The sequence below is a fragment of the Brenneria alni genome (assembly GCF_003666245.1).
Lineage (GTDB): Bacteria > Pseudomonadota > Gammaproteobacteria > Enterobacterales > Enterobacteriaceae > Brenneria > Brenneria alni.
This window is the reverse complement of the sequence record NZ_MJLZ01000062.1, coordinates 1-13,887: the sequence shown is the minus strand read 5'-3', so window position 1 is coordinate 13,887 and position 13,887 is coordinate 1. Positions and strand designations below refer to the sequence as shown.

The following is a 13,887-nucleotide window of genomic DNA, read 5'->3' as shown; positions in this document are numbered from 1 at the left end:
TATCAGAGGACTCCATGCCTCCGTATTTAGATTTCCAGTTGTAATAGCTGGCTTCCGACACACCGTTTTCGCGGCACACATCCTTCACATGCCGACCACCTTCAACTTCTTTCAAAACCCGCAGGATCTGAGTTTCAGTGAAACGCGCTTTCTTCATAATGAGCCTCCTCTGGTTGTATTTTAACCAGAGAACTCTATTAAACGGTAAGACTAAATTCAGGGGGGACTACAGCAGCAAAAAGACCAGCCAGAATACCGGTCAAAAATTTCGTCTTCATACTTCTTTTCCTCTATAAAGGTGGGGGAGTTGCTGGTTAATTGATTAATAAGTCCATTGTAAATGGTGAACGGGAATCAATAAAACGATGAATATCATGCAGCAGAATAACGTTCGCTCTTTTTAAATAAATTGGGCTAATTAACAGATTCACCCTATAGCCATAATTTCAGCATGGAATTTTAGGCGGCTGATTTATACACTAGGTGCTCGTTTATCCCTGGCTTATTTAATGATATTATCCCGGCTGTTTTTCGTCCGAGGGTGTGCACGGTGAAACTGTGTACCAACTTGCTTGTCAATCTGACATTGTGGGTCTGATTTGATATGCAATCATCTGAAATTATAGAAAATTGTTTTTTGTATGTGATCTTTCGTGTGGGTCACCACTGCAAATAAGGGAATTATAATGCCTGTTATTACGCTTCCTGATGGAAGCCAGCGTCATTACGACCATGCGGTTTCTCCCCTTGATGTCGCGCTTGATATCGGTCCCGGTCTGGCAAAAGCCTGTATCGCAGGACGTGTGAATGGCGAACTGGTGGATGCCGTCGACAAAATTGAAACCGATGCCCAATTAGCCATCATCACCGCTAAAGATGAAGCGGGTCTGGAGATTATCCGCCATTCTTGTGCTCACTTGCTGGGGCACGCGATTAAACAATTATGGCCCGATACCCGGATGGCGATTGGCCCGGTAATTGACAACGGTTTTTATTATGATGTCGATATCGATCGTACTTTGACTCAGGAAGATATCGATCTGCTTGAAAAGCGTATGCATGAGCTTGCCAGCAAAGATTATGACGTCATCAAGAAGAAAGTCAGTTGGCAGGAGGCGCGCGATGCTTTTGCCGCACGCGGCGAGACTTATAAAATCGCCATCCTGGACGAAAATATCAGTCGTGACGATCGCCCTGGGTTATATCATCATGAAGAATATATCGATATGTGCCGGGGGCCGCACGTACCGAATATGCGTTTCTGTCATCACTTTAAATTGCAAAAAACGTCGGGTGCTTACTGGCGCGGTGATAGCAACAATAAAATGTTGCAGCGTATTTACGGCACCGCCTGGGCAGATAAAAAACAGCTCAACGCCTATTTACAGCGTATTGAAGAAGCGGCAAAACGCGATCATCGCAAGATTGGTAAACAGCTCGATCTTTACCATATGCAGGAAGAAGCGCCAGGCATGGTGTTCTGGCACAATGATGGCTGGACCATCTTCCGTGAGCTGGAAGCCTTTGTGCGCATGAAGCTCAAAGCGTATCAGTATCAGGAAGTGAAAGGTCCATTTATGATGGATCGGGTGCTGTGGGAGAAAACCGGGCACTGGGATAACTACAAAGACGCGATGTTTACCACCTCATCTGAAAATCGCGAATACTGCATCAAGCCGATGAACTGCCCTGGGCACGTCCAGATTTTCAATCAGGGATTGAAATCATACCGAGATTTGCCGCTGCGTATGGCCGAGTTCGGCAGTTGCCACCGTAACGAACCGTCAGGTTCGCTGCATGGACTAATGCGTGTGCGCGGCTTCACTCAGGACGATGCGCATATTTTCTGTACGGAAGAGCAGGTGCGTGATGAAGTAAATAGCTGTATCAAAATGGTGTATGATATGTACAGCACTTTCGGTTTTGAAAAAATCGTGGTGAAGCTGTCTACCCGTCCTGAGAAGCGCATCGGCAGTGATGAAATGTGGGATCGTGCTGAGGAAGACCTGGCTGCTGCGCTGGCGGAAAATGAGATTCCGTTTGAATACCAGCCGGGGGAAGGCGCATTTTACGGTCCTAAGATTGAATTTACCCTGCATGATTGTTTGGATCGCGCCTGGCAGTGTGGTACGGTGCAACTCGACTTTTCACTACCGGGTCGTCTGAACGCCTCCTATGTGGGAGAAAGTAACGAGCGTCAGGTGCCGGTAATGATTCACCGGGCTATTCTGGGATCAATGGAGCGTTTCATCGGTATCCTTACTGAAGAATTCGCCGGTTTTTTCCCAACCTGGTTGGCTCCGGTACAAGTGGTGATTATGAATATCACCGATAGCCAGTCTGATTATGTCAGCGAATTGACCAGAAAACTGCAAGAAGCAGGCATTCGCGTAAAAGCAGACTTGAGAAATGAGAAGATAGGCTTTAAAATCCGCGAGCACACTTTACGGCGTGTTCCCTATATGCTGGTCTGTGGCGATAAAGAGGTTGAGGCAGGAAAAGTTGCTGTCCGTACCCGCCGCGGCAAAGATCTGGGAAGCATTGACGTTAATGAAGTGATCAGTAAGCTGCATCAAGAAATTCGCAGCCGTAGTCTTCATCAATTGGAGGAATAAGGTATTAAAGGCGGAAAACGAGTTCAACCGGCGCGTCCTAATCGCATCAACAGAGAGATTCGCGCACAAGAGGTACGCCTGACAGGCGTCGAAGGCGAACAGCTTGGCATTGTCAGTCTCAATGAAGCATTAGAAAAAGCCGAGGAAGCAGGTGTTGATTTAGTTGAAATCAGTCCGAACGCCGAGCCGCCGGTCTGCCGAATCATGGATTACGGCAAGTTCCTCTATGAGAAGAGTAAGGCTACAAAGGAACAAAAGAAGAAGCAAAAAGTTATTCAGGTTAAGGAAATTAAATTCCGACCTGGTACTGATGATGGCGACTATCAGGTCAAACTACGCAACCTGGTTCGCTTTCTGGAAGACGGCGATAAAGCCAAAATCACGCTGCGTTTCCGCGGTCGTGAAATGGCGCACCAACAGATCGGTATCGAAATGCTTAACCGCGTTCGTGACGATCTGAGTGAACTGGCAGTAGTTGAATCCTTCCCATCGAAGATTGAAGGCCGCCAGATGATCATGGTGCTCGCACCTAAGAAGAAACAGTAAGGCATTCAAGTAACTGGAACCCGCGCCGCGTTCGCGCTGTGCGGGTTTTGTTCGCCTTATCTGATTCGTTGTAATTAACAATGCGAAGTGGAAATTAACATGCCAAAGATCAAAACAGTACGCGGCGCCGCTAAACGCTTCAAAAAAACCGCCAAAGGTGGTTTTAAGCGTAAACATGCTAACCTGCGTCATATTCTGACCAAAAAAGCGACTAAACGTAAACGTCATCTGCGTCCGAAAGGTATGGTCTCCAAAGGAGATCTGGGCCTGGTCGTTGCATGTCTGCCTTACGCATAAGTAACCTTTTTGAATATAGAATAAGACTTTAGGAGAGAGCATATGGCTCGCGTAAAACGTGGTGTGGTTGCTCGTGCACGTCACAAAAAAATACTGAAACAAGCGAAAGGTTACTACGGCGCCCGTTCGCGCGTTTATCGTGTTGCCTTTCAGGCAGTAATCAAAGCTGGTCAATACGCTTACCGCGACCGTCGTCAACGTAAACGTCAGTTCCGCCAGTTGTGGATTGCACGTATCAACGCAGCAGCCCGTCAAAATGGCTTGTCTTACAGTAAATTCATCAATGGCCTGAAAAAAGCCTCTGTTGAAATCGACCGTAAGATCCTGGCTGATATCGCTGTATTCGACAAAGTCGCCTTTAGCGCACTGGTCGAAAAAGCGAAAATCGCGCTGGCATAAGTCAGTTAAAAGAGGGGGCATTGCTCCCTCTTTTAGTTGTTGGCCGCGTTAGCGTTCAGAGAAACGCCTATTAGTGTTGACATTTTGTGAGTCTCATTTTTCAATAACGCTGTCTTATTTTCCCGTATTACGATGACGACAAGGTAACGCAAGTATGCATACTGCTATTTTCCGTTTCTTTTTTTACTTTAGCGCCTGAACTCCGGGTGGCTTTGCGCATAAGAAAAGAAACGAAAAGTAGCGCCTAAGCCTCCCTAAGGGAGGCTTTTTTATTTAATACGACACAATTTTCCAATCATGACAATTGGCCGTACAGGCAGAAGAAGAGGAATACAATGCCACATCTCGCAGAGCTGGTTGCCAAAGCCAGAACAGCTATAGAAGAGGCCCAGGATGTTGCCGCGCTGGATAATGTGCGCGTCGAATACCTCGGCAAAAAAGGTCACTTAACCCTTCAGATGACCTCGCTGCGCGAGCTGCCTGCTGAAGAACGCCCTGCGGCGGGCGCCGTCATTAACCAGGCCAAGCAGGACGTGCAGGAGGCGCTGAATGTGCGTAAGCAGGCGCTGGAGTCGGCTGAATTAAATGCTCGTCTGGCACAGGAAACCATTGATGTGTCTCTGCCGGGACGAACCATCGAAAACGGCGGTCTGCATCCGGTGACTCGCACCATCGATCGCATTGAAACCTTTTTCGGTGAGCTGGGGTTTTCCGTGGCGACGGGGCCGGAAATCGAAGACGATTATCATAACTTTGATGCGCTGAATATTCCCGGACATCACCCCGCACGCGCCGATCACGATACTTTCTGGTTCGATGCTACCCGTTTGCTGCGAACCCAAACGTCCGGTGTGCAAATCCGCACCATGGAAAACCAGCAGCCGCCGATCCGTATCATTGCCCCTGGTCGTGTATACCGTAATGATTACGATCAGACGCATACGCCAATGTTTCATCAGATGGAGGGGCTGATTGTGGATAAAAACATTAGCTTTACCAACCTGAAAGGAACCTTGCACGATTTTCTGCGCAACTTTTTTGAGGAAGATCTACAAATCCGCTTCCGTCCTTCCTATTTTCCGTTTACCGAACCCTCTGCTGAAGTTGATGTGATGGGGAAAAATGGCAAGTGGCTGGAAGTGCTGGGCTGCGGCATGGTGCATCCTAATGTGCTGCGTAATGTGGGCATCGATCCGGAAGTCTATTCCGGTTTTGCCTTTGGCATGGGCATGGAGCGGTTGACCATGCTGCGTTACGGCGTCACCGATCTGCGCGCATTCTTTGAAAATGATCTGCGTTTCCTCAAACAGTTTAAGTAAGGCGGGAATATCATCATGAAATTCAGTGAACTCTGGTTACGCGAGTGGGTAAACCCGGCGATCGACAGTGAGGCATTATCCGAACAAATCACCATGGCTGGCCTGGAAGTGGATGGCGTGGAGCCGGTTGCCGGTGCTTTCCACGGTGTGGTGGTAGGGGAAGTCGTTGAGTGTGGACAACATCCGAACGCCGATAAATTGCGCGTAACAAAAGTCAACGTGGGTGGCGATCGCCTGCTGGACATCGTTTGCGGCGCGCCTAACTGCCGTCGGGGATTAAAGGTGGCTGTCGCCACGGTGGGGGCGGTTTTGCCGGGCGACTTTAAGATCAAGGCCGCCAAACTGCGCGGCGAGCCGTCGGAAGGGATGCTGTGCTCATTTTCTGAACTGGGCATTTCAGACGATCACGATGGTATTATTGAGCTGCCGCTGGATGCGCCAATTGGTACGGACATTCGTCAATATCTGCAACTGGACGACAACATCATTGAAATCAGTGTGACGCCAAACCGCGCCGATTGTCTGGGGATCATCGGGGTGGCGCGTGACGTGGCGGTGCTTAATCAGTTAGCGCTGACGGAGCCGGAAATCACGCCCGTTGAGGCGACTATCCAGAATACGTTTCCTATTCAGGTTGATGCGCCGCAGGCTTGCCCGCGTTATCTGGGGCGTGTGGTTAAAGGTATTAACGTTAAGGCCGCTACGCCGCTGTGGATGCGTGAAAAACTGCGCCGCTGTGGTATTCGCTCCATCGATCCCGTGGTTGACGTCACCAACTACGTTTTGCTGGAGTTAGGCCAACCGATGCACGCCTTTGACCTCGATCGTCTTGACGGCGGCATTGTTGTCCGTATGGCGCAGGAGAATGAAACGTTGACGCTGTTGGATGGCAATGAAGTGAAACTGAACGCCGACACGCTGGTGATTGCCGATAAGCAAAGAGCGCTGGCGCTGGGCGGGATTTTTGGCGGTGAGGATTCTGGTGTCAATGAAGATACCCGGAATGTGCTGCTGGAGTGCGCTTACTTTAACCCGCTTTCGATTACCGGACGTGCGCGTCGCTACGGTTTGCATACCGATGCGTCTCATCGTTATGAGCGCGGTGTCGATCCTGCTTTGCAGTATAAGGCGATGGAGCGCGCAACGCGTCTGTTGATCGATATTTGCGGCGGTGATGCTGGCCCGGTGGTGGACGTGACCAGTGAGGCGGATTTACCGGATCGAGCAACCATCACGCTGCGCCGTGAAAAACTCGACCGCTTAATTGGTCACCCTATTGCTGACGATCAGGTCGGTGATATTTTGCAGCGTCTCGGCTGCAAGGTAACCAAGACCGATGCCGGATGGCAGGCTATTGCGCCAAGCTGGCGTTTTGATATGGAAATTGAAGAAGATCTGGTAGAGGAAGTGGCCCGTCTTTACGGCTACAACAACATTCCCAACATCGCGACGCTCGCGCCGTTGACGATGACGTCACACCGCGAAGCGACGCTGTCTCTCAAACGCGTCAAGACGTTATTGGTCGATCATGGCTATCAGGAAGCAATTACTTACAGTTTTGTTGATCCGAAAATTCAGGCGCTGATCCATCCCGGTGAACAGGCGTTGAACCTGCCCAGTCCGATTTCAGCAGAGATGTCAGCCATGCGTCTCTCCTTGTGGAGCGGGTTGCTGGGCGCGGTGGTGTACAACCAGAACCGCCAGCAGAGCCGCCTGCGTTTGTTTGAAAGTGGATTGCGCTTTGTGCCGGACAGCTGCGCCGATCTGGGCATTCGCCAGGATGTGATGCTGGCGGGTGTGATTACCGGCAGCCGCTATGAAGAGCATTGGGATCTGGCGCGTCAGGCCGTTGACTTCTATGATTTAAAAGGCGATTTGGAAGCGATACTGGCATTGACGGGTAAATTATCCGACGTTGAGTTCAGAGCGGAAAGTAATCCTGCATTGCATCCGGGGCAAAGTGCTGCTATTTATCTGTGCGGGGAACGCATTGGATTTATTGGGGTTATCCACCCGGAATTGGAGCGTAAGCTGGATTTAAATGGTCGTACCGTGGTATTTGAACTGCTGTGGAACAAGGTTGCAGACCGTGTGCTGCCTGATGCGGGCAACATTTCTCGCTTCCCTGCAAACCGCCGTGATATCGCTGTGGTAGTGGCTGAAAATGTGCCTGCTGGCGATGTTTTAGCCGAGTGTAAGAAAGTTGGCGCAAATCAGTTAGTTGGCGTAAACTTATTCGACGTGTACCGAGGTAAGGGCGTAGCGGAAGGGTATAAGAGCCTGGCTGTGAGCCTTATCTTGCAAGATACCTCTCGTACACTGGCAGAAGAGGAAATTGCCGCTACCGTTGCACAATGTGTAGCAGCATTAAAACAGCGATTCCAAGCATCCTTGAGGGATTGAACCTATGGCGCTTACTAAAGCTGAAATGTCAGAATACCTGTTTGAGAAGCTTGGCTTAAGCAAACGGGATGCCAAAGAGCTAGTCGAGCTGTTTTTTGAAGAAGTTCGTCGCGCTTTGGAAAATGGCGAGCAAGTCAAATTGTCGGGATTCGGCAATTTTGATTTGCGAGACAAAAACCAACGACCGGGACGTAACCCAAAAACTGGCGAGGATATTCCGATTACGGCGCGCCGTGTGGTCACGTTCCGTCCGGGGCAGAAGTTAAAAAGCAGGGTAGAGAACGCCTCTCCCAAAGAGTAAACGTGATAACCAAAAAGGCCGCATAAGCGGCCTTTTTCCTTTTGGGTACGCCGGAAATAAAAAGCGGAGGGGAGAAGCCTTCGCTGAGAGAATCAGGCGTGACCGAACTGTGCCTGGTGCAGGCTGGCATAAATACCGCTGTGATCCAGCAGCGCTTGATGACTTCCTTGTTCGATAATACCGCCATTATCCACCACCACAATACGTTCAGCGTTCTGTATCGTTGCCAGACGGTGCGCAATGACCAGCGTAGTGCGGCCTGCGGAAAGCTCGCTCAACGATTGCTGTATCGCCTGTTCCGTCGCCGTATCCAGCGCCGAGGTGGCTTCATCAAGAATCAGAATCGGCGGATTTTTCAGGAAAATACGCGCAATGGATAAACGCTGTTTCTGGCCGCCGGACAGCTTGACTCCTCGTTCACCAACGATGGTATCCAATCCGTCAGGCAACGCCTCAATTAACTCATCCAGCCTGGCGCGTTGCGCTGCCTGCATGATTTCGTCGTCGCTGGCACCCAGTTTTCCATAGGCAATATTTTCACGGATGGTGCCGCCAAACAGGAACACATCCTGCTGGACGATACCTATCTGACTGCGTAGCGATACCTGCGTCATTTCCCGAATATCCGTGCCATCAATCGTAATGCTGCCACTGGTCAGATCGTAAAAACGCGGCAGTAATGAACAGAGCGTGGTTTTACCTGCGCCGGAGGGGCCAACGAAAGCGACGGTTTCGCCTGCCCGAATAGACAGATTAACATTATGAATGATGGGGCGGTCGGGAGAGTAACCAAAGCCGACCTGGTTAAACTGGATATTCCCTTTTAAATGCCCGGCGTCGCACGCCCCAGGGGAGTCGGTAATGTCTGGCACGGTATCGATAAGCTGGGTGAAGCGTTTAAAACCGGCGATACCTTTCGGATAACTTTCCAGCACAGAAGTGATTTTGGCGACCGGACGGAAAAAAACTTCGATAAGCAGCAGGAAGCCGACAAAACCGCCATAGGAGAGTTCACCTGCAATGACGTACCAGATACCTGCCAGCATTACGATAAGCTGTATCAGGCGTGTGCTTAGGTAGCTGAGTGTCAGGCTGGCGGTCATGATGCGATAAGCCTGCAATTTGGTACGGCGGTAGTTTTCGTTGTCATGGGAAAATAGCTGTGTTTCGTGCGCTTCATTGGCGAAAGCCTTCACAACACGGATCCCGCCGACGCTTTCTTCAATTCGGGCATTAAAATTGCCCACCTGACCGAACAACTGTCGCCAGGTATCCGTCATCCGTGCGCCATAACGACTCACCAGAAACGTCATAAACGGCACGATAATAATGGTCAGCATCGCCAATGGCAGGTGTACTGTCGCCATCAGGATAAACGCCCCAATAAAGGTCATGATGGCAATGAATAGATCTTCCGGGCCGTGATGCGCGATTTCCCCCACTTCTTCCAGATCTTTGGTGACGTGAGTGATGATATGCCCGGTTTTAACGTTGTCATAATAGCGGAATGGCAGCTTTTGCAGGTGTTCAAACGCCTGTCGGCGCATGTCGGTTTCTATGCCGACGCCCAGCGCGTGCCCCCAATAGTTCACGATTGCCATTAGCCCGGTATTTAACAGATAAACCGCCAGCAGGGCGATCGACGCCAGTAAAATCAGCGACCAGTTTTGCGCCGGCAGCAGCGTATCGATGAACGCTTTGATCGCCATCGGAAAACCGAGTTCAAGTAAGCCTGCGATAATAGCGCAGCCGAAATCGAGCACAAATAACCCCTTGTAAGGGGCGTAGTAAGAGAAGAAACGCCGTAACATACAATAAATTTTTGAGTTAAATAAATGTGAAAACGACTATAACAGGTAATTGTCCCGAAAGGGATAATCAGAAGAATATGAGCAGGTTATCGTGGTGATTGCCGAGTCGCCAGCCAACAGAGCAGCAAACCAGTGGTAATCATTATTAACGGATGCCGTTGTCAGCATCCGCTCAGTAAAATCGATAGAGCATTAACGCCAGAAGTCATCGAACACGGTAATCGGTGGCCGACGTTTATGTTCGGTTTTGAGATACCAGTTTTCAATAATCGCTGCATCTTTTGCATCGATTTGTTTACCTTCAAGGTAATCGTCAATTTTCTCATAAGTCACGCCTAACGCGACTTCATCCGGTAGCGCAGGGCGGTTGTCCTCCAGATCGGCGGTCGGCGCTTTGGTATAAAGATTCGGCGGGCATCCCAATTCACGTAACAGTGCCTTACCCTGGCGTTTGTTCAGGCGAAATATTGGGTTGATGTCCGTGCCGCCATCACCGTATTTAGTGAAGAAACCGGTCACTGCTTCTGCCGCATGGTCCGTTCCCACCACCAGACCGGCGCTCATCCCGGCGATGCTGTACTGAGCTTTCATGCGTTCACGGGCTTTTTCGTTGCCTTTTACAAAGTCGGAAAGCGCTATGCCAATCGCGTTCAGTGTGGCTTCGCTGGCTTCTACCGCAGGCTTGATATTAACGGTCAGCACTTTATCCGGTTTGATAAAAGCGATAGCGTCCTGGCAGTCAGCTTCATCTGCCTGAACACCATAAGGTAAACGTACCGCGATGAATTGGTAATCCTGATTACCGGTTTCGTTACGTATCTCAGTGATGGCTGTCTGGCACAGTTTACCGGTCAGCGTGGAGTCCTGACCTCCGCTGATCCCTAAAATCAACGATTTCACAAATGGATGTGCCGTCAGATAACTTTTTAAAAAATCAACGCTGACACGGATTTCTTGTGTTGGATCGATACGGCTTTTGACGCCCAACGCGGTGATAATGTCTTGTTGTAATGACATAACGTCCCCCCCTTTACTTAACTTGTTGATCCTGCCAAAAATTGTCTTAATCATCGGAGTGTAAAGCTATTTGGCTTGAAGAAAAAGAACAAGCGCGCTGCCAGTTGTTTTACCTATGGGTGAAGTACGCTTTGCGTTTAACTAATATGCGCATAAGTATGGTTATAATTTGAAAAAACACCGTTTTCCATCTAGCCTTATCTATGACCCATTCATATGAGGTAATGCAATCAATGAAAAATAATCGACTCATGCTGTGTTTTGCGGCTGCAGGTGCAGTCTTGCTTTCTGGGTGTACGGCGTATAATCGAGCGGAAAGCTATATGACGGAACCCGTTGTCAAAGATGTAAAAACGGGGATGACGAAACAGCAGGTTCATCAAATTGCTGGTTCGGGCGCAACGGAAATAAGAATGACCAATGCGAGAGGGACTTGCACCACTTATCTGCTGAAAAACCGTGATGGAACGGCGAGAAGTTATTTTGTCAGTTACGATGAAACCGGGCATGTTCTGAACAAGGGTTTTCAGAGTTGTCAGGAGTACGACACCAATCCGCAGCGGTAATAATAAACGTCATAACGTAGCTTATGGGCTTATGTGACCCTCTGCTATATCTGAATTTACATACTTGAAAACATGCTGAAAGACACTTTCTCCTCGGAGAACAGTGGACTTCAGCATGGTCTGTCACTCTGTGCAAATCCTGCCTGCTAAAAGCACCATCCTGCAATGACTGCCTCTGAATAAAACAATAATGAGGGTTTGTCTGAAGTGTTAAAAATTTGCCTGAATTTGGTAAATTATTGTCAGGCAAGGGCGTTTAAGATAATTCTGTCTTCTTCCCTGTGAGGTTGTAACCGATATTGATGCTAATCGGTTTACAAGATTGTAAATGCGTCGAGGAAAATGCAATGACGAAGAAAACCCTGGCTCTGACGATGTCGTTACTTCTGGTCACAAGTTCTTTTTCACCCATCACTTTTGCTGAAAGGCCGAATGGGCCGCAAGAGCATAAATATAACCAAAACAGCGGTGAGCGCAGAAAGGCGCCTGATGCTCGCGGTAATCAAAGAAACGTATCTAACAATAACCGCCATAATGACAGAAGGAAAAACGAGGTAAGGCAAACTTCCCGAGAGCGTCGGAATACCGGCAACTTCCGTGAGCGCGATCACTTTGTATGGGGGGGAAATGATTTCAGAAGAGGCCACCCGGTTCCGCAACGTTATCGTGGGGATGGTTATCGGGTGAATGACTGGCGCATGCGTGGGTTACGTCAACCCCCTGCTGGCCATCACTGGGCTTACGTTAATGGTAATTACGTTTTGATCGCGGCGGCTACGGGAATAATTACGGCTATTTTGCTAAACAGCGCGTTAAATTAATCATCGTCGATGAACGTGTCGGTGGTATGCAACTACCGACACGTCATTGTCGTTTTAAACGCTATTGATGCGCCAACGCTGTTTCTTCCCTGGCATCAAACACGCGCTTGTCCGTCTGCTTCAATATCTGGCTGGTGACCGTCCCCGCCGTCATTGATCCGCTGACATTTAATGCCGTCCGTCCCATATCAATCAATGGCTCAATAGAAATCAGCAAAGCAACCAGCGTAACAGGTAGCCCCATGGCTGGCAGAACAATCAGCGCGGCAAAGGTTGCTCCTCCGCCAACACCGGCCACCCCTGCTGAACTAATGGTGACGATACCGACCAGCGTGGCAATCCATAACGGATCGAGTGGATTAATGCCGACAGTCGGGGCGACCATAACCGCCAGCATGGCAGGATAAAGTCCGGCACAGCCGTTCTGACCGATGGTGGTGCCGAAAGAAGCGGCAAAGCTGGCAATGGATTCGGGTACGCCAATTCGACGGGTTTGCGCCTCAATGCTGAGGGGGATGGTTGCCGCACTGGAGCGGCTGGTAAAAGCAAACGTCAGCACCGGCCATACCTTACGGAAAAAACGGGCTGGGTTGATGCCGGTCAGCGCCAGAATCAGTGCGTGAACGCCGAACATGATGGCCAGGCCCAGATAAGATGCCACCACAAAACTACCCAGTTTGAGGATATCCTGTAGGTTGGAGCTGGCGACCATTTTAGTCATTAACGCCAGCACACCATATGGCGTCAGCTTCATCACCAGACGGACCAGTTTCATCACCCAGGATTGCAACGTATCAATAGCGACCAGGATGCGCTCGCCTTTTGCGGCGTCATCTTTCATCAATTGCAGCGCGGCAATGCCGAGAAAAACGGCAAAAACAACCACGCTGATAATTGACGTAGGGTTGGCCCCGGTCAGTTCGGCAAAAGGATTTTTAGGAATAAATGAAAGAATGATCTGCGGTATGCTTAGATCGGCTACCTTGCCCGCATAGTTATTTTCGATAGCCGACAAGCGAGCGGTTTCCTGCGCGCCCTGAACTAACCCGGTGGCGGTTAATCCGAACAGCGTCGTCACGAAAACCCCGACTAAAGCGGCGATAAGCGTGGTAAACAGCAGGGTGGAAAGCGTTAACACACTGATTTTCCCCAACGAAGAGGCATTATGCAGCTTTGCGACCGAGTTCAGGATGGAGACGAATACCAGCGGCATAACAATCATCTGCAACAGTTGAACATAACCGTTACCAACAATATTAAACCAGGCGACCGATTGCCTGATAACAGGATTATCGCCGCCGTAGATCAGATGTAATGCCAGACCAAACAGCACGCCGATAATCAGACCCAGTAATACTTTTTTTGCCAGACTCCATGACTTATTCTTGCCGGCGAATCCCAGTAAGAACAAGAGGGCGGCAAACGCCAATATATTTAACAGCAGCGAAAAACTCATCTCCACCTCTCCCTTATCAGTTATATGAATAATTTTTTCAAAATGATAAACGTGGACAGGATATCAGTTCTTTTATAAGTTTGTTATATCGATGTGGAAGATTGACCGCTGATAAGTAACCGATATCAGCTCATGCCTGAGCGAAAATCTGTGATATGACAATACCCGCCTCACCTCGTCAGGAAATGAACAAGGGATCATAGACCATCACCTGAATAACAAAAAAAATAGGGCGGTCATCGCATCGGAGATGAAAATAAACGCCCTAAACCGCGAAAGAAGTATTAAAAAATAAACTTCATATAAAAATAGGTGATTTAGACACAGAATACACAC

At 49.3% G+C, this 13,887-nt stretch carries 14 protein-coding genes and 1 other annotated feature; of the genes, 10 read left to right on the top strand and 4 right to left on the bottom strand.

The features are described 5' to 3' along the window. The coding region (locus tag BIY29_RS18680; protein ID WP_147437145.1) for a transposase at positions 1–157 on the bottom strand (157 nt) is incomplete at its 3' end. 529 nt (positions 158–686) lie between these two features. On the opposite strand from BIY29_RS18680, the gene thrS reads away from it, so the two are divergent. The 8 genes from thrS (at position 687) to ihfA (ending at position 7,880) form a co-directional block, all read left to right on the top strand. Beyond that, on the top strand, positions 687–2,615 hold the full coding sequence (gene thrS, locus BIY29_RS18675) for a threonine--tRNA ligase (RefSeq protein WP_121576534.1): 1,929 nt from the start codon (positions 687–689) through the stop codon (positions 2,613–2,615). A gap of 3 nt (positions 2,616–2,618) precedes the next feature. Beyond that, positions 2,619–3,161: a translation initiation factor IF-3 gene (gene infC / locus BIY29_RS18670; protein WP_072065893.1), complete on the top strand. Its 543-nt coding sequence runs from the start codon at positions 2,619–2,621 to the stop codon at positions 3,159–3,161. A gap of 99 nt (positions 3,162–3,260) precedes the next feature. After that, positions 3,261–3,458, top strand: a complete 198-nt coding sequence (gene rpmI, locus BIY29_RS18665; RefSeq protein ID WP_109054964.1) for a 50S ribosomal protein L35 — start codon at positions 3,261–3,263, stop codon at positions 3,456–3,458. 42 nt (positions 3,459–3,500) lie between these two features. Further along, positions 3,501–3,857 (top strand): 50S ribosomal protein L20, encoded by a 357-nt coding sequence (rplT, locus tag BIY29_RS18660; RefSeq protein ID WP_121576533.1) that lies wholly within the window; start codon positions 3,501–3,503, stop codon positions 3,855–3,857. 148 nt (positions 3,858–4,005) lie between these two features. Beyond that, positions 4,006–4,131, top strand: a sequence feature (Phe leader region). Then, complete coding sequence (pheM, locus tag BIY29_RS18655; protein WP_121514181.1) at positions 4,012–4,056, top strand: pheST operon leader peptide PheM; 45 nt, start codon at positions 4,012–4,014, stop codon at positions 4,054–4,056. (Overlaps the previous feature by 45 nt.) A 61-nt stretch (positions 4,132–4,192) precedes the next feature. After that, positions 4,193–5,176, top strand: a complete 984-nt coding sequence (gene pheS / locus BIY29_RS18650) for a phenylalanine--tRNA ligase subunit alpha (protein ID WP_121576532.1) — start codon at positions 4,193–4,195, stop codon at positions 5,174–5,176. 15 nt (positions 5,177–5,191) lie between these two features. Further along, the gene (pheT, locus tag BIY29_RS18645) at positions 5,192–7,579 is read left to right on the top strand and encodes a phenylalanine--tRNA ligase subunit beta (protein ID WP_121576531.1); all 2,388 of its coding nucleotides are present in this window, start codon (positions 5,192–5,194) and stop codon (positions 7,577–7,579) included. A 4-nt stretch (positions 7,580–7,583) separates the two neighbouring features. Further along, entirely contained in the window at positions 7,584–7,880 is a 297-nt protein-coding gene (ihfA, locus tag BIY29_RS18640) for an integration host factor subunit alpha (protein WP_009112984.1), read from the top strand. Positions 7,881–7,972: 92 nt separating this feature from the next. Here the strand turns inward: ihfA and BIY29_RS18635 are convergent, their stop codons facing one another. Next, complete coding sequence (locus tag BIY29_RS18635; protein WP_121576530.1) at positions 7,973–9,691, bottom strand: ABC transporter ATP-binding protein; 1,719 nt, start codon at positions 9,689–9,691, stop codon at positions 7,973–7,975. A 192-nt stretch (positions 9,692–9,883) separates the two neighbouring features. Further along, positions 9,884–10,708 (bottom strand): ammonia-dependent NAD(+) synthetase, encoded by an 825-nt coding sequence (gene nadE / locus BIY29_RS18630; protein WP_121576529.1) that lies wholly within the window; start codon positions 10,706–10,708, stop codon positions 9,884–9,886. 233 nt (positions 10,709–10,941) lie between these two features. On the opposite strand from nadE, the gene osmE reads away from it, so the two are divergent. Both osmE and BIY29_RS18620 read left to right on the top strand, forming a co-directional pair. Next, positions 10,942–11,274: an osmotically-inducible lipoprotein OsmE gene (gene osmE, locus BIY29_RS18625; RefSeq protein WP_121576528.1), complete on the top strand. Its 333-nt coding sequence runs from the start codon at positions 10,942–10,944 to the stop codon at positions 11,272–11,274. A gap of 347 nt (positions 11,275–11,621) precedes the next feature. Further along, a complete protein-coding gene (locus BIY29_RS18620) occupies positions 11,622–12,095 on the top strand; it encodes an RcnB family protein (RefSeq protein WP_121576527.1) in 474 nt (157 codons plus the stop codon). 61 nt (positions 12,096–12,156) lie between these two features. On the opposite strand, the gene BIY29_RS18615 is transcribed toward BIY29_RS18620, so the two are convergent. Then, positions 12,157–13,551, bottom strand: coding sequence for an L-cystine transporter (locus tag BIY29_RS18615; RefSeq protein ID WP_170158978.1), 1,395 nt, complete (start codon positions 13,549–13,551; stop codon positions 12,157–12,159). Positions 13,552–13,887 lie beyond the last annotated feature (336 nt).

Excerpts from the sequence above, each read along its gene's own strand:
- thrS (WP_121576534.1), top strand. The coding sequence starts at position 687 with ATGCCTGTTATTACGCTTCCTGATGGAAGCCAGCGTCATTACGACCAT.
- rpmI (WP_109054964.1), top strand. The coding sequence starts at position 3,261 with ATGCCAAAGATCAAAACAGTACGCGGCGCCGCTAAACGCTTCAAAAAA.
- rplT (WP_121576533.1), top strand. The coding sequence starts at position 3,501 with ATGGCTCGCGTAAAACGTGGTGTGGTTGCTCGTGCACGTCACAAAAAA.
- pheS (WP_121576532.1), top strand. The coding sequence starts at position 4,193 with ATGCCACATCTCGCAGAGCTGGTTGCCAAAGCCAGAACAGCTATAGAA.
- pheT (WP_121576531.1), top strand. The coding sequence starts at position 5,192 with ATGAAATTCAGTGAACTCTGGTTACGCGAGTGGGTAAACCCGGCGATC.
- ihfA (WP_009112984.1), top strand. The coding sequence starts at position 7,584 with ATGGCGCTTACTAAAGCTGAAATGTCAGAATACCTGTTTGAGAAGCTT.
- BIY29_RS18635 (WP_121576530.1), bottom strand. The coding sequence starts at position 9,691 with ATGTTACGGCGTTTCTTCTCTTACTACGCCCCTTACAAGGGGTTATTT.
- nadE (WP_121576529.1), bottom strand. The coding sequence starts at position 10,708 with ATGTCATTACAACAAGACATTATCACCGCGTTGGGCGTCAAAAGCCGT.
- osmE (WP_121576528.1), top strand. The coding sequence starts at position 10,942 with ATGAAAAATAATCGACTCATGCTGTGTTTTGCGGCTGCAGGTGCAGTC.
- BIY29_RS18620 (WP_121576527.1), top strand. The coding sequence starts at position 11,622 with ATGACGAAGAAAACCCTGGCTCTGACGATGTCGTTACTTCTGGTCACA.
- BIY29_RS18615 (WP_170158978.1), bottom strand. The coding sequence starts at position 13,551 with ATGAGTTTTTCGCTGCTGTTAAATATATTGGCGTTTGCCGCCCTCTTG.